This window comes from Microcoleus sp. S36b_A4 (assembly GCF_036700645.1).
In the GTDB taxonomy this organism is placed as follows: Bacteria; Cyanobacteriota; Cyanobacteriia; order Cyanobacteriales; family Microcoleaceae; genus Microcoleus.
This window is the reverse complement of record NZ_JAUBPI010000026.1, coordinates 32,223-57,527: the sequence shown is the minus strand read 5'-3', so window position 1 is coordinate 57,527 and position 25,305 is coordinate 32,223. Positions and strand designations below refer to the sequence as shown.

Here is a 25,305-nt window from a genome sequence, read left to right as displayed (position 1 = left end):
TTAGCTGCCTGAGTTTTAAATTTGTTAATAAAAGGCGATCGCATGAAAAAGTTCCCAAAAGAGACTGCCACTTCGGGGCAAAGTATATGTAGCGTCCCTGCCCAAGTTCTGTATAAGTAATTACCGTAAAAAACTTCTTACACAAATTATCAAATTATCCTAGAAAGATCAAAGGAATACTCAAGGTTGAGCCGCCTATATCGTGCAAACCTTGACTCCTAAGCAGTAGCAGCAACTTCGTGGTATGTATCAAGCGATTTCGCGTACAAAAAATTTCATGTTATGAAGGGATCATTTTTCCTAAGTTTGCAATTCCAGATGACAATCGGTGTGCTGTTGGGGCCCGGCCGCCGATGATTGTAGCGGTATGTGGGCCAGTTTTCATGCAGCTAAAATTATGCGATCGCCAGCAAAACCCAACCTAGAATTAAAATCAGATGCCTTAACGAGAAGCATCTTCCGGTGGGAAGATATGAACGGTCGATTATTGCACAGCATCAGTCAAGAGCTCAGTACAATCAGCATCAATGCCAGCAAACACTTGTCGCTGCTAGTTGGCATCAACCGCAGCTATAGCCACATATACCTTGCCGAATTTTAAAATTTGTCAGGGTACATTATCGCCCGCGGCAGTGGCACGCCGCCCGGATGATGGGGGGAGAGATTAATCTGGAGAGTGAGTTGGGCAAAAAGTCAATTTTTACTGTAGAATTGCCTGCGATTGTCGCTGAAAAAGCAGCTAGTTAAAAAGAATTTCCCAACCAATAGTTGCTAGGGCTAAATCTGCGATCGCGTGGCTGATATAACTCGACCAAAGCGAACGGTAAGTCACATAAGAGTGCGACCAAATTATCCCGGCGGCGAAGACAGCTAATGAACCTAATAGCACAGCCTGCCAGTCGCTGTAAGCTGCTATTACAAAAATGTGGTGGAGGGTGAAAAATAGCGAACTCAGAAATATTGCTTTTGGGCCCGGTATGAGAATCTGGCACTTGTTGCAGACAAACCACCGCCAAGTAAATTCTTCAATCAGCGAGTTAACTAGCACAAAATATGCTTCTACAATCAAGTAAATAGTAGGGCTGCTAATACCTAATTGGTACGATTTTTCTTTAGCAACTACAGGATCGATCCACTGCTGACCGAAAAGGCTATAGATACCCAGAATTACGGCAAACATGAATATTCCCCAAATAGATCCAGCCAGCAATTCTTGGCGCTTGGGCAGGGATAAACTGAGCTTTTTGCGATCGACAAAAACAGACCACGCGATCGGAAAAACCAACAACCAAACTTGACACAAGACAGACAGTGTTTGTCCCCAGCTTCCCGGGGCAATATACAAGCCTGCTATGATACCGATACTAGCGGCAGGGACAAGCAGTGTTAAAGCCAATAGTGCTGAGTTGCGATCGCCCATGTCCAACATTTTTCACGCTTCATTACAAAATTGGATTAATACCAAAGGTAAAAAATTGCGACGGCGGAGAGATTATACCATTTTCAAGAAACAATGCAACTTTATGCCCAAATTCCCAACCCTTATGCAGTTAGTCATTCTCAAGGTTTTAATATAAAATCTAAAAGGGGAGGAGTTTTGTGCCGCTTATAAAAGTGGCGCTTATTTGTTGCAAATAAAAATATGCAGTTGCACAAAATTGAAGACTCGGCCGCGAAAGCTGTTCCGGTTGTAACAAAATCTTTATTCAAGCACAATTTGAGAATCTATTTGCATTTGCCGCTCCAAATACCATATTATAATCTAATCCCTAGTAGCTGTGTATTTTGGCTGAATGACGATCGCAATTGACTTTGGAACTAGCAACACCGTCGTCGCTCGCTGGAATCAAGTCCTCCAGCAGCCCGAAACTTTAAAATTACCGGGGTTGTCGGCAATCTCGGCTCAAAATCCGCCCCTAATTCCCAGTTTACTCTACGTTGAGGACGCTGCTCAAAGTAAAGTCATACTCGGTCAGCAAGTCCGCGACAAAGGCCTGGATTTGAGTGGAGATTCTCGGTTTTTTCGCAATTTTAAGCGGGGAATTGGCACTTCTGTTCAGGGTTTTGTGCCGGAACTTGACGGGCAACTTATTACTTTTGAACAAGTAGGTGAGTGGTATTTAAGCCAAATTGTGAACTCAATTCGCGAACTGCCTTTGCCGATCGACTCTTTGATTTTTACAGTGCCTGTAGATAGTTTTGAAGCTTACCGCCATTGGTTGGGCAAAGTGTCACAATCTCTGCAAGTAGAACAGGTGCGAATGTTGGACGAACCTACGGCGGCTGCTTTGGGTTACGGTTTAGCCGATCGCGAAAATCTGTTAGTAATTGATTTCGGCGGCGGAACTCTAGACCTTTCTTTAGTGCGTTTGGACGCTTCCACCGACAAAAAGCCCCTCGGTTTTATTCTTAAGTGGGGCGAAAAGTTATTAGCTGAATCTTCAGCGCAAAAAACAAAAGTTGCCCGGGTTTTGGCTAAAGCCGGACAAAATTTAGGCGGTTCTGATATTGATAATTGGCTAGTTGACTATTTTGTTAAAACAAAAGGGCTGGCAAAATCTCCGATTACAACGAGATTAGCAGAACGGTTAAAGATTCAGTTATCTTTAGTAAATCAGGCAGTTGAAGTTTATTTTGATGACGAAAATTTTGAGAGTTACGAATTAGAATTAGACAGAAGTCGTTTTGAATCTATCCTCGCGGAACATCAATTTTTTGACAAACTAGACGACTGCATAAATCAAGTATTGCAGCAAGCGCGGCGCCAAGGCTTAGAAATTGGCGATATTGATGCAGTTTTGCTAGTTGGCGGTACTGTACAAATTCCCGCTGTCGGGCGTTGGGTGCAGCAATATTTCGATCCGGCAAAAATTTGCTGTGACAAACCCTTTGAGGCGATCGCCCAAGGTGCTCTGCAACTGAGTCAAGGCATAGAAATCAAAGATTTTCTCTATCACAGTTACGGCATTCGCTACTGGAACCGCCGCGACAATTGCCACAGTTGGCACAGTTTAATCAAATCCGGCCAATCTTATCCGATGAGCGAACCCGTAGAATTAGTCTTGGGAGCTTCTTTAGAAAGTCAGCCAAGTATAGAATTAATTATCGGCGAATTGGGAGCGGAAACTGGTGGCACGGAGATATATTTTGACGGCGACAGGCTAATTACTCGCCAACTCGCGGGTCAAACATCGGTACAGCCCTTAAATGATAAAGAAGGTGCACGCAGCATCGCTCAATTGACGCCGCCTGGGTATCCGGGGAGCGATCGCATAAAAGTTTTGTTCCGCGTTGACGAACAGCGCTTTTTACGCATTACGGTGGAAGATTTGCTGACAAATGAAACTTTGTTAGAGGATAAACCCGTGGTGCAGCTAAGTTAAGCATTCCTGAACGCATAGGAGCTCAGAAACCGGGTTTTTTACGAAAATCCTTCGTTGCAGCCCGCCGATTAAGTGAAAAACCCGGTTTCTTTGATGGAGTGTGTCCAAAACTAAAATTATTAAAAGCAGATGAACTACAAACTAGAATGTCCACTCTCTCCAGAACTAGAAAAGTATCGCGACAGAATCGAAGCTACCATTAAACCTTACATCGAAATTCAAACCCAGAATAATGATGACGTTAATTGGTGGCAGAGTAAATTTGGGGGATTGCCCTATTTACCTAAAGGCTTTGAATATCCCAAAACTTGTGACGGTAAATATTTATTTTTGCTAGCGCAACTCAACTTTGATGAAATACCGCCTTTAGATGGTTTTCCCGATCGGGGTATCTTACAGTTCTATATAGCTGACGATGACCTATATGGTTTAAATTTGGACAATTCTGCCAATGCAGATAATCATACAATCGAAGACCAATTCAAAATAATCTATTTTCCTCAGCCCGACTTCAAAGTTGAAAACATCATTACCAATTATGATTTTTTGCCGGAACCAGAATATTTTCCTGTTCAGGGCTGTTACGGCTTGCAATTTACTAAAAAATATGCGCCGATTAGTACAAATGACTACCAATTTACCGAACTTTTAGGATCGGAAATTGAAGAGTTATTTATGAACTCTGAAATAGAGGATGAGTACCTAGAAATATCACAACCCGTTGGTCATAAAATAGGTGGTTATCCTGATTTTACACAAGAGGACGTAAGAAAATATAGTAATACATCTGAGCAAAAACAAAAGCTAGACATTCTTCTATTGCAAATGGATACCGATTGCAATGAGACAGTAGATATCATGTGGGGAGACACTGGTGTAGGTAACTTTTTTATTGATGAATCAGCACTCAGAGAATTAGATTTTAGTGAGGTTTTATATAATTGGGATTGTGCTTGAAGGCAGTAATGAAGTAAGCAAGCTAAAAAAACCAGAACTGATGAACTCCGATCGAATAAACCGGGTTTTTGACCGAATCTACGGCTGTAACGCAGTATTTCCCAAAAAAACCCGGTTTCTGACCATCGGTGCATAAGTTCTAATAATGTTCGACTATGCCCGATGCCCGATGCCCAATTCCCAATTCCCTAAACCTGAGATTTGTGCACAACCACGGGTGTTCCCACCGAGGCCCATTCAAATAGCCATTTAGCGTGATTGACAGCTACATTTGTGCAGCCGTGAGTAACGGGATTGCCAAACAAATTGTGCCAGTAAGCGCCGTGAATTGCCATGCCTCCGTCGTAATACATTGTATAGGGAACGTCGGGTACGTCGTAGTCCGGCCCAGTCATTCTAGTAACGCGGTGTTTGGTTTCAACGGCAAAGGTTCCCGTGCGGGTGGGAGTCGATGATTTGCCGCTGGAAATAATCACGGCGTAAACGGGTGTATTTCCTTCCCAAGCTATTAACCTTTGTCTTGACAAATCTATTTCTATCCAGCGTTCGCTGGATTGCTGCAACAGCATAATTTTATTGGCAATTATGTTGTGCTGTTCGCTGGCAAATGCGGTCATTGAACCGCCGCAGAATGTAGCAAAAGTGAGGGCGAAGCCGGCACAGAAAGTTCCAGCGCGACGGAAGTAAGTTGAGTTAATAATCCTGTTCATTTCTCACACCTCGTACTATTTTAGATTTTAGGTTTTAGATTTTAGATTGGCTTGTCCTATTTTAGATTTTAGATTTGAAATGTTGGATTGGGAAAGTGGACTTAACAAGTTGTTAAGTTTTGGGCGAGAGTTCGGGCAATTTGGACGATCGCCCGCCAATCGCGATTTTCCACTAAGTGTTTAGGAAATAAGTCTCCGGCTAAACCCACGGCGATCGCCCCGGCGTCAATAAATACTTTGGCATTTTCCAGCGTCACCCCGCCAGTGGGAATTAAAGGAATGTTTCCCAGGGGGCCTTGCAGGCTTTTCAGGTAAGCCGCGCCTCCCAAAGCCGATATCGGAAATACTTTAACGCAGGTAGCGCCTGCTTGCCACGCCGTCACAATTTCCGTGGGAGAAAAAGCACCGGGGACGATCGGCACTCCGGCGTCAACTGCTGTTTTAATCATCGCTAAATCGGTGTGCGGAGTAAACAGAAATTGAGCGCCGCAGTCTATTGCTTGTTGCAACTCTTTTAAGTTTAATAAAGTGCCGGTACCAATACTCAAAGTAGGAAATTCTGACCGGAGTTTGGCAATTAATTCAGCAGCTTTGTGCGTGTTCCAAGTGATTTCAATAAACTGGATTCCTCCTGCTGCTACCGCTTTTGCCATCTGGGAAGCGAGTTCTTTTTCGGAGGAGCGGATAACTGCGATCGCGCGGTGTTTTTTTAGTAGTGTCAGCCAAAATTGATGATTCATACAATTTTAGATTTTAGATTTTAGATTTTAGATTTCAGCGTGCTCAGTCGAAGGATTTTAAATTGGGCAGATCCCAAATTTGAAACTCCTATCATTCTGACTCGCATCTAATTTTAATACAGGTTGCTAACTTCGATATATGGCAAATTACAATATGTGCGACGTTCAATTTTTAACGGACAATCTAGGCAACAAAACCGCTGCAATTGTTGACCTCAAAAACCACATAGATTTTTGAGCTGACGGCGTTGCTGATTTACGGTAGGAAAGGGTAAATATGCAAATCATAGAAACCAGTATCTATAAAGCTTCTGGATTTTCAACTAATTTTTTCATACCCTGATTAAGCAACGCCGAGCTGACGTGCTGGCTGAATGCGGCGAACCGACAGACTTTCTGTTTTTATATCAATTCCTGTTGTATCGGAATGATGAAACCGCAGAGGAAACAGAGGATACAGAGAAAGGGAAGAGAGAGATGAATAATTCCGATGCCAACGGATTTGATATTAGTTGAGTCTTAAGGCTAAAAAATCGCCTTACTGCTTGACTTCCAGTACCCAGACGATATCTGGGAGGATGTTGAGGACTGTCGGATTATTGAATATAGAAAAGATGAAAGAAGATTTCCCTGGGAATAATTTAAGCCCCAGCTTGAGGGAAAGCGTATGTTGAATGTCTGATTGCTTGGCTATTCTTTAGATTAAATCTAAAATCCAAAATTTAAAATCTAAAATCGCTCGATCGCGCTCATAAAAAAATCGGGGCGATTCCAGACAATCCCAGAATCACCCCAATTATTGATTTCAAACTTTAGATTTCATCTAAAATCCAAAATCCACAATCCAAAATTGATTAGGCGATCGTCGCCATTTTCACATCGCTATTAGCTAATAAATTTTGCAATTCATCCGCATCCACAGTTTCCTTTTCAACTAGCATATCTGCCAAAGCATTAAGGACGTGGCGGTTGCCGACGAGTACATCTTTAGCGCGACGGTAAGCTTGTTCTACCAACAAACGCACTTCATCGTCGATCGTCGCTGCGGTTTCTTCCGAGAAATCGCGTTCAGCCATAATATCGCGACCCATGAACATATTGCCTTGTTGACGACCGAGAGCTACAGGGCCTAGCCGATCGCTCATTCCGAAGCGAGTCACCATTTGCCGCGCTACTCTTGCCACTTGCTGCAAGTCGTTAGATGCCCCAGTCGTTACTTCTTCTTCGCCGAAGACAATTTCTTCAGCAATGCGGCCGCCCAAAGCTACCGCCATTTGATTTTGCAAGTAAGACCGAGAATACAAGCCAGAATCCATCCGATCTTCGCTGGGTGTGAACCAAGTCAAACCGCCAGCGCGGCCGCGGGGGATAATGCTAATTTTCTGCACCGGGTCATAATCGGGCATCAGCGCGCCGACTAAAGCGTGACCGGCTTCGTGGTAAGCTACCAAAGTTTTGCGCTTTTCGCTCATCACGCGGTCTTTCTTTTCCGGGCCAGCGAGCACGCGGTCGATCGCGTCGTTGACTTCATCCATCGAGACTTCGGTCAAGTTGCGACGGGCGGCTAAAATTGCTGCTTCGTTGAGTAGGTTGGACAAATCCGCACCTGTGAAACCGGGTGTCCGGCGGGCGATTTTTTCCAAGTCCACGTCTTTGGACAAAGTTTTGCCGCGGGCGTGAACGTTGAGAATTTCTAGGCGGCCTCCGAAGTCGGGGCGATCGACTACAACTTGGCGATCGAAGCGACCCGGACGCAGCAGCGCCGCATCGAGCACGTCGGGGCGGTTTGTGGCAGCAATCAAAATGATGCCAGTATTGCCCTCAAAGCCGTCCATTTCTGTCAGCAACTGGTTCAGGGTTTGTTCCCGTTCGTCGTTACCACCGCCCAAACCAGCGCCCCGCTGGCGGCCTACTGCGTCAATTTCATCGATAAATACGATACAAGGAGCGTTCGATTTAGCTTGTTCAAACAAGTCACGGACGCGGGAAGCACCGACACCCACGAACATTTCCACAAATTCTGAACCGGAAATCGAGAAGAAGGGAACGCCTGCTTCTCCAGCCACTGCTTTTGCCAGCAGGGTTTTACCAGTTCCGGGAGGGCCGACCAGCAGCACGCCTTTGGGGATTTTTGCTCCGACTGCGGTGAAGCGGTCTGCATTTTTCAGGAAGTCCACGACTTCTGCGAGCTCTAGCTTGGCTTGTTCGATGCCCGCCACGTCGCCGAAAGTTACCTGAGTTTGTGGCTCCATTTGGACTCTAGCTTTGGATTTGCCGAAGTTCATGGCTTGGTTGCCGGGCCCGTTTTGCGCGCGCCGCACCAGGAAAAACAGTCCGACCAAAAGCAAGATCGGGAAGAACAGGCTGCTGAGGGCTTTTACCCAGAAGCCTTCGTCGCTTTGGGGCAGAACTGAAATATCTACGTTATTTTTGGTCAGGATGTTGATCAGTTCGGGGTCGTTCGGCAGGTTAACGAGTACCTTGTTTCCGTCCTGGGCTGTGACCAGGGCTTTGCTGCGATCGGAACTGATATTTATTTTGTCTACTCTCTTGCCTTCGACTTCCTGAATGAATTGACTGTACTTCCAAACTTCGCGGCTTGGGGGCTGTTTGTCAAAAAAAGCCGTTGCTAAGGCAATGACTACAATAGCCAGCAGTGCGTACAGGCCAGCGTTTCTCCACCGTTTATTCACCGAGGTCGATCCTCCTAATTTTTAGTCCCTGTGATTTGGGAATTTTTATTTATGTTCATCAATCTTAACGTAATTGTAACTTGTTTTTGTGTGGTGAGGAATCCCGGCCATGCTGCGGCGGTCTGATGTGAGGTCGTGGAAACCGAACTGCCCTGAGCGTCGTCAGGAGATGCGGGTGCTGTCTTAATCGTTGAATTTTCGCCTACACTATAAGACAGAATTTGTCAATAGATTGTCTCTCGATCGACTGATAAATTAACTTGTTCGCAGTTGCACGCTCTTTGCACCGCGTGGCATTGAAACGCAACTTCTGTTTAGACCGACAATGTGACCGGAAATTTGGGTGCAAGCCCCTTCTTCAGTGGCCGGCTTTAATTATTTTATTGAAAAAGCGTCCCGACGTTCGCTCATGGTTGTGGTAGAGTCAGGTAGGAGGATAGAGCAAATGTTTAATTTAACCTACGAATTCAAACTTAAACCAACAACGGGACAGACAGCAATCTTTGAGGATTGGCTAGAACAATGCCGTCGCGTGTATAACTACGCATTAGCTGAACGTAAAGACTGGTTTAAGTCTCGTAGTTGTCAGATTAACGCTTGCTCTATCCGATCTGAATTCATCATAGGAGCTGAAACAAAACGACCAACTTATGCCAGCCAGTGCAAAAGTTTAACTACGGCTAGGGCAAACATACCTGCTTTGGCTGCTGTTCAGGTACACGTTCTACAACAGACACTGAAAAGACTTGAAAAAGCTTTTGTAAGTATGTGGGAACAAAAGCACGGTTTCCCTCGCTTTAAGAAAGCAGGAACAATGCGATCGTTTGTATTCCCACAATTGGGGGTTAACCCCGTCCAAAATCAAGCGGTGAAGCTTCCTAAGATTGGTTTGGTTAAGTTTCATCAATCACGGACTATCCCTGATGGTGCAACGATGAAGCAAGCAAGGATAGTCCGTAGGGTTAGCGGTTGGTACGTGATGTTAACCCTACAATGGGACGTTTCAGCGCCAAATCCAATGCCCCACGGTGAAGGTATCGGAATTGATGTTGGATTAACTAATTTCATAGCAACTTCTAACGGTCTTTTAGTCAAGCGCCAAAGATTTTTTAAAGACGCAGAACGCAAGCTTAAATTGCTGCAACAACGTGTCTGTAGTAAAAAACTAGGTTCTAACAATTGGCGTAAAGCTCAAAAAAAAGTCGCAAAACAGCATGAGTACGTTGCTAACAGTCGGAAAGATTGGCATCGTAAATTATCTCATCAAATCTGTCAAAACGTAGGAATGATTTTCGTTGAGGATCTGAATCTGATTGGGCTCTCTAGGGCGATGCTAGGGAAACATTGCTTAGACGCAAGCTGGGGTCAGTTCTTCACGATCCTAGAGCAAACTTGTTTGAAATATGGCGTGTACTTTCAGAAGGTAAGCGCCCACAAGACAAGTCAGACTTGCCCTAACTGCCTAACGGAAACGGGTAAAAAAGAGCTGTCAGAACGTACTCATTCATGCTTGAATTGCGGCTATACAACCGACAGAGACGTTGCAGCAGCCCAAGTAGTTCTAATTAGAGGACTTGCAGCCGTAGGGCATACGGTCAAGATGCTTTCTGAGGGTAAATTCGTCGGAATCCCTGCGAAGAAAGAATCTCCATGCCTTTAGGCTGGGGTATGTCAAGTATAAATTAAGATGCACCGATCGCAATTCACCGATCGCCAATAGCCCAAGGAAAACTCAAAATGTCAGATTCGCAAGATACTTTCATTTTCAACGGTCAACGGCTCGCCTACAACCGGCTCAAGCACAACAACTATCCCGCCTCGGAGAGAGCGGTAGAAATACCAATAGCCTACAACTTTATTGCCGGATTGAAGGATAAAAGCAGACTGCTGGAAGTGGGTAACGTGCTGCAATATTACCCCGAACTGCTCCCGACAGATATTGCCGAAATTCAAGCTAGAAGAATTATCGACAAATACGAAACTGCTGTGGGAGTAGACAAAATTGATTTAATGGATGCCGATCCTGAAGAGAAGTATAGCGGTATAATTTGCATCTCTACAGTAGAACACATAGGACAAGGATCTGACCCAAGTGAAGCTTACGGTGAAGAGCAGGAAAAATATGATTGGCAAGGGCCTTTAAAGGCGATCGCCAAAATCTACGATTTGCTGTCAGATCACGGTAGAGCGCTGATTACAGTACCCTTCGGTAAATTCCTCGAAAGGGGGTGGTATATCCAATTCAGTCAAGATTACTTAAATCTCTTATTTGAGCCATACAATATTCCTAAAAATGCGGTCAGTGCCAGTTATTTAAAATTAGTTAAAGTTGACCCATCCCAGCCGCAGCCTTCAGTTTGGGAACAAGCAAATCCCGAAGAACTTGTTAGCGCACAATACAATGCACCTTTTCCTTTTGCCAATGCGATCGCCGTCCTAGATATTACCAAAATTCCCGCAACTCGAGGGGCATTGACTCAACCCCCAACCGCCGACAAACAGCCGCTAGTATTTAGTAGAGTAACAAGCAAGCTGTGCGTCAACCGAGACTTCGAGACAGATTACTATGAGCATTGGATAGACAAACTCCAAGCTTCCAAAACTATTCACCGCAAAAATTGGGAGTGGGTTGTCATGTCTCAAGCTTTGAATGAAAGAGGATTTCTCAAACCCGGAAAAAAAGGCATGGGTTTTGCGGTTGGTAACGAACCGCTACCGTCAGCATTCGCTTCTTTAGGGTGCGAAATTGTCGCCACCGACCAAAATTACGACATTCCGGAAGCCCAGGAACACTGGGCCACAACAGATCAACTTTGTCGCGGCAAACAAGCACTTAATGAAAAGCAAATCTGCCCGCCAGAAACCTTTGACAAACTTGTCAGCTTCCGCGAAGTTGACATGAATAATATCCCCGAAGACTTAAAGCAAGGTGAGTTCGATTTTATTTGGTCTTCCTGTGCCTTTGAGCATATAGGTTCGATCGAACACGGACTCAGATTTGCCAAAGAATCTCTGAAATGCTTAAAGCCCGGCGGTATGGCAATTCATACAACAGAGTTCAACTGTTCATCAAATGAAGGAACCTTAAACACAGACAATTTAGTATTCTTCAGACACAGAGACATTCAGCGTTTAATCAGCGAACTAACAGCCGAGGGATATCGCGTAGAACCTCCAGATTACTGGATGGGCGACAGCAAATACGATTTGACGCCGATGAAAGATCTTAGCAATCAATGGGCACCGCACCTGAAAATAGAATTGGGCGGTTACATTGCAACTTCCTTGCTTTTAATAATCCACAAACCCCAGGAAATATCTGCCGAATCTTACCCGCCAGTCTATGCGTATAGCGAAAAACAGCAGGAGTTGATCAAGATTTTTTATGACATATCCGTACTGGGATACGGACACTACGATTCGCGTTCTCGAACCGGTGTTGCCAGAGTCATCGAGAATATCGCATCGGGTTTAATTGCCTCGAAAGAGTTGGATTTATCTTTTTGCGCGACTAATTCTTGGTACGCCGTGAAGTCTTGCCTGGATTACTTGCAGACTCAGCCGAATTTTCGCGGGATACCTTTGGCTCACTCCAGCTTTTTCAAAAACTTTGAAAGCAAATTAATGGAGCTTTACAAGATGTTAGAAAACCGGGAAAAAATCTTCCCGGAACACAGCCAAGAACCCCAATCCAAACTTCTAACAGACAACTTAAAAAAATACCTCTCAAATTCGATCGGCATTTCAAAGCAACGCAGCCATTTAATCGACCAGGAGAGCTTGAGCGAAGCCGATATTTTCCACGCGACATTCTATCAGATTCCCAACCAAGCACGCGAGTGCAAAAAAGTCAAAAAAATTGCCACTGTTTACGATTTGATTCCCATCCTATTGTCGCAGTTATTTATCGGTAAAAATGATGAGGATTATCAGAGAATGCAGGCATCTTTAAACAGCTTAACGGCCGAGGATTACATTCTCTGCATATCTCAAGCCACCAAAAACGATTTGCTAAATCACGTCAAACTCAACCCGGAAAGAGTTTTGGTAACTCATCTCGCGGCAAATACCGCTTTATTTTACCGCTGTAACGATGCGGAAAATATGGCATCTGTCAAGCAGAAATACGGCATTCCCGACGCACCGTATATCTTGGGTGTCAGCACATTAGAACCTCGGAAAAACCTCGAACACGTCATCCGCTGTTTCGCAAAAGTCGTGCAGCAACAAGGTATCAAAGACCTCAACTTAGTTTTAGTCGGTGCCAAAGGTTGGGAGTACGAAAAAATATTTCAAGAAATTGCTAACTTCGGTCTCTCAAAAGACCGTATCATTATAACTGGCTATGTAGCTGATGAAGATTTAGCCGTCATCTACAGCGGTGCGATGGTTTTTGTTTACCCGTCGCTGTATGAAGGTTTCGGTTTGCCGCCTTTAGAAGCAATGCAGTGCGGGATTCCTGTGATCACCTCGAATAATTCATCGTTTCCCGAAGTAGTCGGCGATGCGGGAGTTATGCTTAATCCGACAGATGCTGACGGACTTTGCCACAGCATCCTAACACTGTACCGTACACCTGCTTTGCGGCAAGAAATGTCTTTAAAGTCGCTAGCACAAGCGAAAAAGTTTAGCTGGGAAAGGTGCACTCAGGAGACAATTGCTGCTTACAAAACAGCTTTGTCTGGTTGAGAAATCCCAGCAGGTTGACTGCTTAATTCCAGTCTGTCATTCGCAAGTGTGGCGAAGAATCTCAACCTTTTTCAACACCGCCATTGAGTGCGTAAGTCCTGTAAGTGTACGAAGCGAGTTAACCGAGTATGTCAATTGCACGGGAGAATCAAATTAAAGTTATTTACGATATCTCTGTCCTCGGACAGGGACACATGCACCAGCGCGCTAGAACCGGCATTTTTAGAGTTGTTGAAAGTATTGCTGAGAATTTAGCAAACTCGAAAGAATGCGATTTGTTATTTTGTGTCAGTCAGTATTTGCATTTGTTGGATGCGAGTTTCGATTATCTGGAAACGAATCCAAAATTAGCGGGTATTCCCCTGCTGCATTCGAGCTTTGCCAGGGTTTTTTACAGGCAGCTACTCGATGTTTACAATATGCTGGGTCTTCAAATCCAAGCAAATGAGGCGGGCAATGCTGTCGCGGAAAAAGCTGTTTTTGACCATTTGAAGAACAATTTACAAAATGCCGTTCAAATCATGGGTGGTTCCTGTGTTCCGGTAGATGCTAATAATTTAGAGTCAGCAGATATTTTTCACTCGCCCTACGATGAAATCCCTGTTTGGGCAAAGCAAACAAGTAAAGCTCAGATTTTTTTGACTATCTATGACTTGATTCCTATTTTGTACCCGCAGTTTCTGCTGAGCGAGCAAATCCCTTTACTTTACAAAAAAACCTTAGCAAGCATCTCTCAAAAAGATTGGGTGATTTGCATATCGCATTGTACTAAGAATGATCTTTGCAACTATCTAAAAATTGACGAATCGAGAGTTATTGTCACTCACTTAGCTGCGGAACCGAGTATATTTTATCCTTGTCGCGATGCTGCAAAGATTGCCTCGATTCGCAGCAAATACGGGATTCCTGATACGGGTTACATTTTGAGTTTGGGTACGCTAGAACCTCGGAAAAATATAGACCACGCTATCCGCTGTTTTGCTCAACTGATTCAGGAACAAAAAATCAAAGATTTGTATCTGGTGTTAGTGGGGACTCCGGGGTGGAAATATGACAAAATTATGGCAGAAGTTTCCAAGCAGGGTTTATTGAAAGAGCGGATAATTTTTACTGGATACGTGCCAGAATCAGATTTGGCAGCTCTTTACAGCGGTGCTTTAGCTTTTGTATATCCTTCTTTTTACGAAGGTTTTGGTTTGCCGCCTTTGGAAGCGATGCAGTGCGGAGTACCGGTGATTACCTCAAATACATCTTCGCTTCCCGAAGTAGTTGGGGAAGCGGGAATTATGGTAGATCCAAAAGATACCGACGCGCTTTGTCATAGTATGCTAGAAATCTACAACAAATCATCGCTGCGAGAAAGTATGTCTTCCAAATCTTTGGCACAAGCTAAACTTTTTAGCTGGCAAAGGTGTACTGACGAAACTATCGCTGCTTATCGAACTGCTTTATCGTAATTTTACAGGAAACTCACTAATCATGAAAATAGTTATTGACGGCATATTTTTTCAAAGCCAGCAAAAAAGTGGGATTGCTCGCGTTTGGCAGTCTTTGATGGAAGAATGGGTAAAAAGCGGTTTCGCTGAGCATATAGTAATGCTGGATCGCGCAGGCACTGTACCGAAGATTGCCGGCATTCAATATCGCTCGATTCCGGTTTACGATTACAACAAAACCGATGCTGACAAACAAATGTTGCAGCAAATGTGCGATCGAGAAAATGCAGATTTATTTGTTTCTACCTACTATACAACACCCATTTCGACGCGATCGGCATTTGTCGCCTACGATATGATACCCGAAGTTACGGGAGGCGACCTGAATAATCCCATGTGGCGAGAAAAACATCATGCTATCCGCCAAGCATCTTCCTACATCGCCATTTCCCAAAGCACGGCCCGCGACTTAGTAAAGTTTTTCCCCGAAATATCTCCCGCATCAATTACTGTCGCTCACTGCGGCATTCAAAAACATTTTTATCCTTCTAATCTAGCAGAAATAGAAGCATTTAAAACTGCACACCGGATTGATAAACCCTACTTTTTGATAGTGGGAGAAAGATTGGGATTCAACGGTTATAAAAATACGATCGCTTTTTTTCAAGCTTTATCGAGACTCAGCAGCAAGTCGGGATTTGATGTTGTTTGTACTAGCGGTCAACCTTCGCTAGAACCTAAATTACAACCGTACACTGCTGGTGTAAACGTCCATCTGCTGTATTTGGGCGACGCTGAATTAAGAGCAGCTTACTCGGGTGCGATCGCCCTCATATTTCCCTCAAGATATGAAGGTTTCGGACTGCCAATATTGGAAGCAATGACTTGCGGTTGTCCCGTCGTCACTTGCCCCAACAGCTCGATTCCAGAAGTAGCAGGCGAAGCAGCATTTTATGTAGGTGAAAATGATGTTAATGCACTGGGAAATGCCCTGCTTGATGTGCAGAAACCGGATATTCGCAACTCGTTAATTGCTGCCGGACTTGGACAATCCCGCAAATTTTCTTGGTCAAAAATGGCAACAACAGTTAGTTCAGCGTTGATGCAAGCCTGCGGGAGCGAACATAAAATCTCGGCAAAATCGCCGCAAAATTCAATCTTATTGTCAAGCATTATCGAGGAATACCAGAAAAATTCCGCTGATTTATCTGCACTAGAAAATGTCCGCCAAGCTAGAAAACAAATTGCTGCAATTTGGCTTAGCTTACCAGCCGAACAAGTTGCAAATGCCTTTGCCGGCGAAGCAGGCAAACAGCACCAAGCGCTGCTGACCAGCGACATTAGATATGAACCGCTAACTGATACAGAAGAGACTTTGGTGAGCGAATTAGTCGCCAATGTGGCGAAAGGATTTAACGAGCCAAAAGCCATCAATTACCTGCTCGCAGCCATGCTGTACCGACGGGCAGACCAATTGCCGATCAAGTACGATCGCGCTACAGTGCCTAATTGGTTCGCCAACGAATATCTCAAATTCATGTTTACTTGTCCGAACGTATTTCAAACCAGAGGAGAAGCAGACACTTACTATCAATTCATCCAAGGCTGGATTGATTACTTACATACTAATTTGTTCAAAAATGCAGATTCGCCACTTTGGCAGAATATTGCTTTGTTGTTCGCGCAAGTTGCCAACTTTATCCCGCTTTATTTTACCACGGCAAACCTACGCGATATTTACACCAAACGGGCGGAAATTATTGAGTTTTCGCTCAAAAATCGCGGCAGTTCAATTGATTGTATATTCCCGGCGCGATCGCCAAATCGGACAAAAATCCGTGTGGGCATCATCAACGACCATTTCGTGCCGCAAACCGAAACCTTCGCCACAATCCCGGTTTTCGAGCATTTAAACCGCAACGAGTTCGAGATATACCTGTACGCGCTCAACACCAGCGGCCACCAATTAGAACAATACTGTCAAAGTCGCGCCGACAAACTGGTTGCACTTCCGAAAGACTTTGCATCGCAAGTCCAAACAATCCGCGCCGACGACTTAGATATCCTGTTTTTCGGTACGAATTTAACAGCTATTAACAAACCGCTGACTTCACTAGCAATGCACCGTTTAGCGCGGGTACAAACTACATCTTTCTGTTCCCCGACAACCACCGGAATCCGGCACATGGATTACTACATCGCAGGTCAATTTACTGCGCCGGATGCTAGTTATCAAGAACAATATCGCGAACAGTTGGCTGTTCTTCAAGGCAGCGGTTTTTGTTTCACATACGCAACAGAATCGGAAGTAGCTACAGTTAAACCTACCCGCCAAAGTCTGGGGATTTCAGACAATACAACCGTTTTTATCTCCGGCGCTAACTTCTACAAAATTCTGCCGGAGTTGAGGGAGAGTTGGGTGAAAATTCTAGCTGCTGTACCCGATTCAATCTTGATTTTATATCCCTTCGGGCCGGCTTGGACTCGGACTTATCCAGCGACACCTTTTGTCAACAATCTGAACGCTGTTTGCGCTAAATACGGGGTCAATAACAACCGCTTACGGTTCGTAAAACAACTGCCTAGTCGCGCGGATGTGAAAGAATTTTTGCAGCTAGCAGATATTTATCTCGATTCCTATCCTTATGCTGGGGCAACATCGTTAATTGATCCTTTGCAAGTAGGATTGCCGGTGGTGGTTGTGGAAGGAAATGCTTTGCGGTTCCGCCAAGGTTCGGCGATGCTGCGGGAACTGCAAATGTCTGATTTAATTGCGTATGACGAAGCATCTTACATTCAGCTAGCCGTTACCCTCGGCACTAACCCGCAATTGCGGCAGCAAAAACGGCAGGAAATTCAGCAAAAAATGCAAGCTAATCCGGCTTGTTTTGATAGTGTTGCATACTCTGGGGCGATCGGCAAATTATTCCAAGAACTGTTTTGCCAATGGCAAACCAGCCACCTGGAAGCATCGCGAAACTTACAGGATAGCATTCCCAAGCAGCCTGATTTGGACGAGATTCTCTCGAATGCCCTCAAGCTTTACCAACGAAACTCCTCAAACATCTCAGCAATATCCGAACTGCGTCAAATCCGCAAACAAATCGCTGATTTTTGGCTGAACCTTCCCACTGAAAACCTCGAAACCGCTTACAAAAGTGCTTCAGGTAACAGCTATAAAATTCTGCTAAAAAGCGATTTCCAACGTCAACCGATGATCGAAAGCGAACAAATATTTTTGCAGCAATTAACCCAGATTAGCAAAGGATTAGTGCATCCCAAAGCTGTCAACGCCTTACTCGCGGCGATGCTGTATTTCCCGCCGGAAACTATGCGAATTCCCGCCGCTCGCAACCGTTTACCGCACTGGTTAATTGGGGATTACGAACAAGTTTTTGAAACGGAAGCCGCCGTCAAGTCTGATTCAACTTCTGACTTGCTCGCTCAATACATTCAAGCCCCGCAATTTGTGAATCAACTGTTAGGATGCGTCAATCTTTACCGCATTGATCCGTCAGACGAATCGGTACTTTTGGAACTCCGCCAAATCAGGAAACAAATGGCTGATTTTTGGCTGACTGTTCCTTCGGAGAAACTAGAAAATTTTTACCGAGGACAAGTTCGCAAGGGATATCAAGCAATTCTTAGCTGCGGCTTGCAAGCGGAATCGATGACTGAAGTCGAACAGCAGTTTTTGCACAAATTGACTGAAATTAGCAAAGGGTTGGTGCAGCCTCAAGCTATCAATGCTCTGCTGGGGGCAATGCTGTATTTTGTACCGGGTAAAATGCGGGTTCCCGATGCTCGCACCCGCTTGCCCCAGTGGTTGCTTGAAGATTACGAAAAGGTGTTTGAAAGCGCATTGGCGACCACAGAACAAACAGTGATCCAACAAGATTATATGCCGCAGTTTCTCAATGAATTAACTGCTGCCGTCAATCTCTATGAAATTGACCCGACGGATGAATTGGCAATAGCAGATTTGCGGCATATTCGCAAGCAAATTGCCGATTTGTGGCTGAGCGTTTCCGGCGAACAAGTAGAAGTTTTGTACCGGAGCGATTTGGGTAAGGGTTACAAAGCAATTCTGGGCAGCGGGTTTATTAAGGAGCCGCTGAATGAGAGCGACCGCGAGTTTTTTAACTTGTTGGTTGTTGAGTTGAGTAAAGGGTTTGGAACGCCTAAAGCTGTGAATAATTTGTTGGCGGCGATGCTGTATTGTCGCCCTGGACAGTTGCGGGTTCAGGATGCGAATACTTGTTTGCCTCCGTGGTTGTTGGAGGATTACGAGCAGTTTGTTGGGGGTGCCATCGAGCTTGCTGTTAAGTAAACGGCTCTACAGCAGATTGCAGGTGCATGGAGTACAATTTAAATCTTAAGCACCTGCGAAACTCGTTGACAAACTGTCGCTGCTGCACTACAATCCTAACCAACCTCGAAGAGATTGCTCAAGTCGCTCAGCATCAGAATCCGCTAATTTGCCAATTGTCGTTACAACCAAGCTTTCCTGCACTGTATACAAACCTCGCTTGACTGCTGTAGCCACATTTAACCCTGCTGTTGACCATTCAGCAAGTACGAACTCACCCTCAAGTAAGGATGCAGTTTTGCTTGTCAATGGCACAATCATAATGTCTTGAGATACGTGCGGTGCACTCACAACAATTGCTGGTCTTACCTTAGAACTAGACAAGTCTGAAAAGGGATATCTAACTAAAATTATGTCATTTTTAGAGGAGCTGGGCATAAACATCATCCTCAGTATTGTCCCAAACTCTATCTAGTGATGTTTGACTCGCTTGAAGCCAAAACTCAGCTTCTTCATCAGGTAAGAGTGTTACTAATACTTTTGCCCCTTCGGGTAAATCTGATAACTCCAGCAGTTCAATTTTCCCTTGTCGAACAGTAGCCCAAAGTGTTTTCAGCATATCCACCTCATAAACTGTGCTTTATGCAATTTGCACATTTCTGGTACATTGTCGCACTGAGCGACTAATTACAACCTCACATACATAGATCGAGGAAGTATTTAAGCCTGATTTAGGATCAATTTAACACAAGTTCTGGCTGCTGAGTCTCAAACAAAGGGCGAGTTACCTGACGCAGCAGCACTGTTTCTAAACTGCCTTCTACTACATTTGCTGCTTCTATTTCCAACTCGCCCCACAATAGCCGATCGCCTTGATTGGGCATTTTACCTAAGTTGTGGATCACGAATCCGGCGATTGTTTGGTAAGCTTGGTTACTCGGCAGGTTTAACCCGAGTTTTTCGTTAACTGCTGTCACTTCCCATACGCCAGAAATTAGTGCCGAATGAGCATCTTTTTGGACGAGAGTTGCCTGGGAAGTTACCAACAGCGGTTGAGACTCTTTACTGGTAATCCAACCAGTCAGCAGTCGCACGGTACCGTTGAGAATTGCTAGCAGCGGCCACAGTAATTTTGAGCAGAGTTCGAGGGTCGGCATCAGCAGCAAAGCGGTACGTTCTGGGGCGTGGGTTGCTAATACTTTGGGGATTAGTTCTCCTAACACTATTTCTACGTAAGTTACTAAGATAAAAGCTACGGGAACTGCGATCGAATGAGCAGTCAGCACGGCCGACAAATGACCGATCGGCAATTTGTCGATCCACGGTTCGATCCAGTGTACAGTCGCTCCCTCACCCAACCAACCCAACAGCAAACTCCCTGCTGTTGTGCCAGTTTGAGTCACAGACAGGTAATGCGGTATGTTGTTCTGAGCTTGGTGGACGAGTTCAGCGGTTTTAGCGGTTGGGCGATCGTCCAACTGGGCAAGTTGGCGGATTTGATGGCGATCGGCTGATACTAATGCTAGTTCAGACGCCACAAAAAAGGCGATTAAAAGTGTTAAGCCCACCAACATTGCTAATCTCAGCGTTGTTTGAGCGACTTTTATTTCCAGGCAAGTAAGGTTGTTCAAGATAGATATCTAATATGATAGAGGTTTTAGGTTAATTCTTTTATTTTAGCTTGCGACTCAGATAGGTTTATCCCCCGACATTTCGGATATCCCCACTACCTTTATTCGTAGGTGCGCCTCGGCGCACCTTACCCGTCGAAATTGTGAACTCTTTCTCTTCTCTTCCTTCGCGCCCTTGGCGTTTTGGCGGTTCGTTTTAACTGAGATATTGCACCCTTCTCAATTACTTGTTTAGGAACAGGCATCTTGTCTGTTCCACAAGAGATGAATTTTCTTGTGGAACAGACAAGATGCCTGTTCTTGACAATGGTGCAAGATGTGAGCTAAAAAAAGAATCTAATTCACAACACCGGAACTCATTGCTGTATCAACTCTCCCTTATTTCCCGGATCGAGTTAATTTCCGTAAAAGTCTGCACCGGATCGGACTTCAACCCGCCTTGAATATAATTCAACTTCACTTCTTCTAACAAATCCGACAGCAGCGACTGCAATTCCGCGAGAGTTTTCTCATCTTGCAATTCCCGCCGCAAACTTTGATTAAATTCTTGGCTGAAATTATCGAGAATTTTTCTACCTTTATCGTCTTCATAAGTAGTAGCTACCACATCAACAGCAGTTTGAGCCAAATAATTCGCTAACTGTTCCGTCATCTCCGTCGGCAAAATATTAATCGGAGAGAAAGTTTGCAGGATTTGATAGAAATCCGACTGTTTGATTGTTGTTTCCAAATTGTGGTGCAGCAAATCTTCCAAATCCGGTTGCACCTGCGGCAAAACTTTGTAAATTGTCAGATCCAAAATCCGCTTGGTAATTTGTTCGATCGTATTTTCTTGATTGACGTGAAGGTACGGCTGCTGCGCCAGCAACATCTGCGCCACGTCGCCCTGTTTGATCGAACTTTTAGCTTGATTGATAAACCGCACCATCATGTATTCCGACATCGTATTGGCTAAATAAGCCACCGGTTCGTAGGTAACTTGAGTAACTACGCGATCGAGATTTACCAAACCCGACTTGTGCAGCCGCACCAATACCGGCAGAATCCGCCACCCCTGCCAAATCGGGATCACCAGAAACACTTCGTACCAGCGCCTCAGCACAAAATTAAACCAAGTTACCCCCGGTTTACGGCGGGTGTGGAACAGACTTTTAATCAAAAATTCCGCCCCAAAAAAACCGATAAAAAACGTATCAATTCGCCAAAACTGGTCAGCGCTTTTCAAATATTCGGGATTTTGCAAACTCGAATTAATGCCTTTAATCGGGTCATAAATTTTAACTAAACCCGGAAAATAGCTCTGATAAACAGGACGCAACTGAAGGTAACTGAAATGGAAAAGCACCAGCAAAAAATTGACCACCGCTACTAATGCGCTCATTTTGGCCCAAGAAATTGCTTTTTTGGACATTTTTCCCTCGGTGTTGTTAACTGTTGTGTGGGAATCTGACATAAAAATAATCTTTTGAATTTGCTACTCGATAAATCTATCTTGTGGCTGAGGCTAAAAAACTCTTAACCTAGTATAATTCCTTATACTCCAAGTATAAGGAAACCAAATGCCGTGAAATTAAAAACAGTTATATCGCTGCTCAAAGAAACTTTTACTGAATGGCAAGAAGATAAAGCCCCAACCTTAGCCGCCGCCCTAGCCTATTACACAGTCTTCTCCCTGGCCCCGCTGCTAATTATCGTAATTGCGATCGCCGGTTTAGTCTTTGGTGCAGACGCAGCCCAAGGTCAAATCGTCGCCCAACTCCAAAGCTTAATCGGGAAAGATGGCGCCGAAACCGTCCAAGAACTAATCCTCAAAGCCTCCGAACCAAAGTCGGGAATGATTGCTACTTTAGTCGGTATCGCTACACTTTTGTGGGGGGCTTCCAATGTGTTTACTAATCTCAAAGAAGCCCTCAATACTATTTGGAATGTTTCACCGCCTCCCGGACGCGGGATCTGGGGATTTCTGCAAGATCGCGTATTGTCTTTTGCAATGATTTTAGGCATAGGCTTTCTACTGCTAGTATCTTTAGTAATTAGTGCCATTTTAGCCGCCGTTAGCTATTGGTTGAACGGCTTGCTGCACTTACCAGTCGGCATTTGGCAGGTTGTGGACTTTGTTCTCTCCTTTGGCGTAGTTACGCTGCTTTTTGCCTTAATTTACAAACTTTTGCCCGATGTCAATCTTGCCTGGAATGATGTTTGGATCGGCGCCGCCATCACCTCAGTGCTATTTACGATCGGCAAATCATTAATTGGAGTTTACCTAGGTGGTAGCGGTATTGCCTCTACCTACGGTGCTGCTGGCTCGTTCGTGATTATCTTACTTTGGATCAATTATTCGGCTCAGATTCTCTTCTTAGGTGCTGAGTTTACTCAAGTTTGGGCTAACCGCTACGGTTCCCTGATGCTGGCAAAACGCAAAAATTTGCTCAGCATTCAAGCTGAGGAATCCTCCGGGCCCAAACACCGGTAGAATTCTTAATATTAGATACAAAAAAATGCGATCGCTCGCTTTTGAGCCAGCCGGATGCCAGTACCTTGAAACCTATGTCAGTTGGGACGGCGAGGCCTGTCGAATCACTAAATTTTAGACTCAACCCATCGCCAAATCTGCCCGTGAACTTGACCGGGCGAACACTTAGTAGTATCACTGGATATGGTTGAAACCAGTTTATCTTGATCCCTATCGCTGCCCTTCGGTGATGACCGAAAAATTTGAAGTTTGCGATCGCCCCGAAAGAGATTTGTTTCCTTGCCAGTCCCCAATTTCAACGGTGAAACCAATCTCAAGTCCACAAACTGGGATATTTCAACCTGAACTGATATCAGGAGGTACTTTTGTACGCATCAAAACATCTGGGAAGCCACCTGCTCCCTATGTCAGACATGGAGCTAATTCGCCTGTGGGTAAACCGCAAATCCCCCCGCAACCGGCGCTTTAGCTGGCAGGCGGCCAACCATTTTCGAGTCTTTGTCGCAAAACCGCTGGCACAAGTTACTCTGACAGATGTGGAGACTTTCGCCGGAGCGATGAGAGCTCGGAAACTTCCACCGCGTTTCTACCAGCAAACCTTGCTAGCGCTGAAATCGCTGTTCGCCTTCGGCCAGCAAACGAAAATTTTGCCCGCAACACTCCCCCTTCACCGGTGGCCGATTCTGCGCCGGAATCACTCCAAACTCCTTCGTTTTCAACTCTCTTGGGGTTTCTTAATCTGTTTGTGCTTTTTCTTAGGTCGAATGACGCCGAGGCTGTTGTGGGGACAATCGGTCTCGGCAGGAAGCTCGCCCGCCCCGAAACGCCTGCAGGAAGTTGCGGCGCTCGATTCACCAGACAAACGAGAGGATAACATCGATCGCGATCGATCGCCCAAAACTGCAACCCTGAATTCACCAGAGCCCAGACAGGATAGCAGACTCGATAGCATCAGCCCGGAACGTCGAGTCAAAGCCTTTCTCGACACCATCGCAGCCGCCGAAGGAACCGCTAGCCCCGACGGCTACCGCACCCAGTACACCGGTACAAAATTTGTCAGCTTTCAAGATCATCCCAGGGAAATGAGGTGCGGCCGCCGCTATGGTAAAAAACTCTGTTCCGACGCAGCGGGGCGATATCAGTTTCTCAGCACCACTTGGGACAGATTTGCCAAAAAATTTGGCGTCCGCGATTTCAGCCCAGAAAATCAAGATTTGATGGCTATAGAGTTAATCCGAGAAAAAGGTGCATTAGAAGATATAGAAGCGGGTCGATTGGAGCCCGCAGTAAGAAAACTCGCTTACATCTGGCCTTCTTTTCGGCGTTATGGCGGTTCCGTGGAATCGTCGATGCCCAAACTCGAAGCAATGTACCTGCAAAATTTGGGGATTTACCGACAAGGATTAGTTGTTAGCAATTAGTCAACTGTTCAAGGACGAGTGGAGATTAGAGTTTGGGAATTTTGGATGAAATTTTGACATCCAAAATTGAAAATGGGGCCGTTATGGGTGATGTCTATTCTTCAGAAATTTAAAAATTAGGCTAATTTTCCATCTTCCATGTGAACGATGCGATCGGCAATATCCAAAATTCGGTTATCGTGGGTTACTAACAAAATTGTACAACCCTGTTCTTTGGCAAGTTGCTGCATCAAATTCACCACTTCGCGACCGGATTTGCTGTCCAGCGCGGCTGTTGGTTCGTCAGCTAAAACAATTTGCGGTTGACTGACCAAAGCGCGGGCGATCGCAACTCTTTGTTTTTGTCCTCCCGACAAATCATCTGGATAATAGTTAATCCGCTGTTCCAATCCTACTAACTCTAGCATTTTTGCAGAGCGATCGCGCATTTGAGAACGCGACAAATTCCCGTGAACTTCCAAACCCATTTGCACGTTTTGCAGCGCTGTCAAACTGCGGTGCAAGTTGTGCGCCTGAAAAATATAACCAATCTTGCGCCGCGCCTTTACCAATTCGTCTGCACTCGCTTTGCACATTTCTTGACCGAGAATTTTGAGACTTCCCGATTGACCGGATCTCAGCCCGCCAATCAAAGTTAAAAGCGTTGTTTTTCCCGAACCGGAAGGCCCCGTCATTAGCACAATTTCACCTGCATTAATATCGAGATTAATGTCAAAAAGTACCTGTTTTCGCAGTTGACCTTGACCGAAGTAGTGGTCGAGTTGGTGCGCGGAAATTATAGATGCAGGAATCTGTAATGCGTTGGTTGTCGGGTAGAGAGTAGTAGAGTTCATAACTTTTTGGTTTGAGGTTTGAGGTTTTAA

The 25,305-nt window shown here is 45.0% G+C and carries 19 protein-coding genes; 10 read left to right on the top strand and 9 right to left on the bottom strand.

Going from position 1 to position 25,305, the window contains the following annotated elements; translation table 11 throughout:
• Window positions 1-397: 397 nt before the first annotated feature.
• On the top strand, window positions 398-601 hold the full coding sequence (locus QUA03_RS10965) for a hypothetical protein (RefSeq protein WP_333211988.1): 204 nt from the start codon (window positions 398-400) through the stop codon (window positions 599-601).
• Between the two features lie 138 nt (window positions 602-739).
• On the opposite strand, the gene QUA03_RS10960 is transcribed toward QUA03_RS10965, so the two are convergent.
• Window positions 740-1,429 (bottom strand): type II CAAX endopeptidase family protein, encoded by a 690-nt coding sequence (locus QUA03_RS10960; protein WP_333211986.1) that lies wholly within the window; start codon window positions 1,427-1,429, stop codon window positions 740-742.
• A 364-nt stretch (window positions 1,430-1,793) separates the two neighbouring features.
• On the opposite strand from QUA03_RS10960, the gene QUA03_RS10955 reads away from it, so the two are divergent.
• Window positions 1,794-3,383 carry an Hsp70 family protein gene (locus QUA03_RS10955; protein ID WP_333211984.1) on the top strand — a complete coding sequence of 530 codons (1,590 nt, stop codon included), beginning with the start codon at window positions 1,794-1,796 and terminating at the stop codon, window positions 3,381-3,383.
• 129 nt (window positions 3,384-3,512) lie between these two features.
• A complete protein-coding gene (locus QUA03_RS10950) occupies window positions 3,513-4,340 on the top strand; it encodes a DUF1963 domain-containing protein (protein WP_333211982.1) in 828 nt (275 codons plus the stop codon).
• 188 nt (window positions 4,341-4,528) lie between these two features.
• Here the strand turns inward: QUA03_RS10950 and QUA03_RS10945 are convergent, their stop codons facing one another.
• Window positions 4,529-5,050, bottom strand: coding sequence for a L,D-transpeptidase (locus tag QUA03_RS10945; protein WP_333211981.1), 522 nt, complete (start codon window positions 5,048-5,050; stop codon window positions 4,529-4,531).
• A gap of 101 nt (window positions 5,051-5,151) precedes the next feature.
• Window positions 5,152-5,790, bottom strand: a complete 639-nt coding sequence (locus QUA03_RS10940) for a bifunctional 4-hydroxy-2-oxoglutarate aldolase/2-dehydro-3-deoxy-phosphogluconate aldolase (protein WP_333211979.1) — start codon at window positions 5,788-5,790, stop codon at window positions 5,152-5,154.
• A 363-nt stretch (window positions 5,791-6,153) separates the two neighbouring features.
• Between QUA03_RS10940 and QUA03_RS10935 the strand changes: the two genes are divergently transcribed.
• Window positions 6,154-6,306 carry a hypothetical protein gene (locus QUA03_RS10935; protein WP_333211977.1) on the top strand — a complete coding sequence of 51 codons (153 nt, stop codon included), beginning with the start codon at window positions 6,154-6,156 and terminating at the stop codon, window positions 6,304-6,306.
• 338 nt (window positions 6,307-6,644) lie between these two features.
• Here the strand turns inward: QUA03_RS10935 and ftsH3 are convergent, their stop codons facing one another.
• A complete protein-coding gene (gene ftsH3, locus QUA03_RS10930) occupies window positions 6,645-8,483 on the bottom strand; it encodes an ATP-dependent zinc metalloprotease FtsH3 (protein ID WP_006633639.1) in 1,839 nt (612 codons plus the stop codon).
• Between the two features lie 343 nt (window positions 8,484-8,826).
• Between ftsH3 and QUA03_RS10925 the strand changes: the two genes are divergently transcribed.
• The 4 genes from QUA03_RS10925 to QUA03_RS10910 all read left to right on the top strand — a co-directional run bounded on the left by QUA03_RS10925 (window position 8,827) and on the right by QUA03_RS10910 (window position 18,938).
• The gene (locus QUA03_RS10925; protein ID WP_445304844.1) at window positions 8,827-10,143 is read left to right on the top strand and encodes an RNA-guided endonuclease InsQ/TnpB family protein; all 1,317 of its coding nucleotides are present in this window, start codon (window positions 8,827-8,829) and stop codon (window positions 10,141-10,143) included.
• A gap of 77 nt (window positions 10,144-10,220) precedes the next feature.
• Complete coding sequence (locus QUA03_RS10920) at window positions 10,221-13,172, top strand: glycosyltransferase (protein ID WP_333211976.1); 2,952 nt, start codon at window positions 10,221-10,223, stop codon at window positions 13,170-13,172.
• A 128-nt stretch (window positions 13,173-13,300) separates the two neighbouring features.
• Window positions 13,301-14,629, top strand: a complete 1,329-nt coding sequence (locus QUA03_RS10915; RefSeq protein WP_333211974.1) for a glycosyltransferase family 1 protein — start codon at window positions 13,301-13,303, stop codon at window positions 14,627-14,629.
• A gap of 22 nt (window positions 14,630-14,651) precedes the next feature.
• Window positions 14,652-18,938 carry an O-linked N-acetylglucosamine transferase family protein gene (locus QUA03_RS10910; protein ID WP_333211973.1) on the top strand — a complete coding sequence of 1,429 codons (4,287 nt, stop codon included), beginning with the start codon at window positions 14,652-14,654 and terminating at the stop codon, window positions 18,936-18,938.
• Window positions 18,939-19,025: 87 nt separating this feature from the next.
• Here QUA03_RS10910 and QUA03_RS10905 read toward each other — a convergent pair whose 3' ends face one another.
• The 4 genes from QUA03_RS10905 to QUA03_RS10890 all read right to left on the bottom strand — a co-directional run bounded on the left by QUA03_RS10905 (window position 19,026) and on the right by QUA03_RS10890 (window position 22,001).
• The gene (locus QUA03_RS10905) at window positions 19,026-19,355 is read right to left on the bottom strand and encodes a type II toxin-antitoxin system PemK/MazF family toxin (protein WP_333211971.1); all 330 of its coding nucleotides are present in this window, start codon (window positions 19,353-19,355) and stop codon (window positions 19,026-19,028) included.
• On the bottom strand, window positions 19,339-19,536 hold the full coding sequence (locus tag QUA03_RS10900; protein ID WP_333211969.1) for a hypothetical protein: 198 nt from the start codon (window positions 19,534-19,536) through the stop codon (window positions 19,339-19,341). Before QUA03_RS10900 ends, QUA03_RS10905 begins: the two co-directional genes overlap by 17 nt.
• A gap of 118 nt (window positions 19,537-19,654) precedes the next feature.
• Window positions 19,655-20,548: a CNNM domain-containing protein gene (locus QUA03_RS10895; protein WP_333211967.1), complete on the bottom strand. Its 894-nt coding sequence runs from the start codon at window positions 20,546-20,548 to the stop codon at window positions 19,655-19,657.
• A 367-nt stretch (window positions 20,549-20,915) separates the two neighbouring features.
• Entirely contained in the window at window positions 20,916-22,001 is a 1,086-nt protein-coding gene (locus QUA03_RS10890) for a hypothetical protein (protein WP_333211966.1), read from the bottom strand.
• Between the two features lie 111 nt (window positions 22,002-22,112).
• On the opposite strand from QUA03_RS10890, the gene QUA03_RS10885 reads away from it, so the two are divergent.
• A complete protein-coding gene (locus QUA03_RS10885; RefSeq protein WP_333211964.1) occupies window positions 22,113-23,021 on the top strand; it encodes a YihY/virulence factor BrkB family protein in 909 nt (302 codons plus the stop codon).
• 404 nt (window positions 23,022-23,425) lie between these two features.
• The gene (locus QUA03_RS10880) at window positions 23,426-24,442 is read left to right on the top strand and encodes a glycoside hydrolase family 104 protein (RefSeq protein WP_333211962.1); all 1,017 of its coding nucleotides are present in this window, start codon (window positions 23,426-23,428) and stop codon (window positions 24,440-24,442) included.
• Between the two features lie 116 nt (window positions 24,443-24,558).
• Here QUA03_RS10880 and QUA03_RS10875 read toward each other — a convergent pair whose 3' ends face one another.
• Window positions 24,559-25,275 carry a DevA family ABC transporter ATP-binding protein gene (locus QUA03_RS10875; RefSeq protein ID WP_333211960.1) on the bottom strand — a complete coding sequence of 239 codons (717 nt, stop codon included), beginning with the start codon at window positions 25,273-25,275 and terminating at the stop codon, window positions 24,559-24,561.
• Window positions 25,276-25,305 lie beyond the last annotated feature (30 nt).

Coding starts and splice junctions, on each gene's coding strand:
- QUA03_RS10965 (WP_333211988.1), top strand. CDS start 398: ATGCGATCGCCAGCAAAACCCAACCTAGAATTAAAATCAGATGCCTTA.
- QUA03_RS10960 (WP_333211986.1), bottom strand. CDS start 1,429: ATGTTGGACATGGGCGATCGCAACTCAGCACTATTGGCTTTAACACTG.
- QUA03_RS10955 (WP_333211984.1), top strand. CDS start 1,794: ATGACGATCGCAATTGACTTTGGAACTAGCAACACCGTCGTCGCTCGC.
- QUA03_RS10950 (WP_333211982.1), top strand. CDS start 3,513: ATGAACTACAAACTAGAATGTCCACTCTCTCCAGAACTAGAAAAGTAT.
- QUA03_RS10945 (WP_333211981.1), bottom strand. CDS start 5,050: ATGAACAGGATTATTAACTCAACTTACTTCCGTCGCGCTGGAACTTTC.
- QUA03_RS10940 (WP_333211979.1), bottom strand. CDS start 5,790: ATGAATCATCAATTTTGGCTGACACTACTAAAAAAACACCGCGCGATC.
- QUA03_RS10920 (WP_333211976.1), top strand. CDS start 10,221: ATGTCAGATTCGCAAGATACTTTCATTTTCAACGGTCAACGGCTCGCC.
- QUA03_RS10915 (WP_333211974.1), top strand. CDS start 13,301: ATGTCAATTGCACGGGAGAATCAAATTAAAGTTATTTACGATATCTCT.
- QUA03_RS10910 (WP_333211973.1), top strand. CDS start 14,652: ATGAAAATAGTTATTGACGGCATATTTTTTCAAAGCCAGCAAAAAAGT.
- QUA03_RS10905 (WP_333211971.1), bottom strand. CDS start 19,355: ATGCCCAGCTCCTCTAAAAATGACATAATTTTAGTTAGATATCCCTTT.
- QUA03_RS10900 (WP_333211969.1), bottom strand. CDS start 19,536: ATGCTGAAAACACTTTGGGCTACTGTTCGACAAGGGAAAATTGAACTG.
- QUA03_RS10890 (WP_333211966.1), bottom strand. CDS start 22,001: ATGTCAGATTCCCACACAACAGTTAACAACACCGAGGGAAAAATGTCC.
- QUA03_RS10880 (WP_333211962.1), top strand. CDS start 23,426: ATGTCAGACATGGAGCTAATTCGCCTGTGGGTAAACCGCAAATCCCCC.
- QUA03_RS10875 (WP_333211960.1), bottom strand. CDS start 25,275: ATGAACTCTACTACTCTCTACCCGACAACCAACGCATTACAGATTCCT.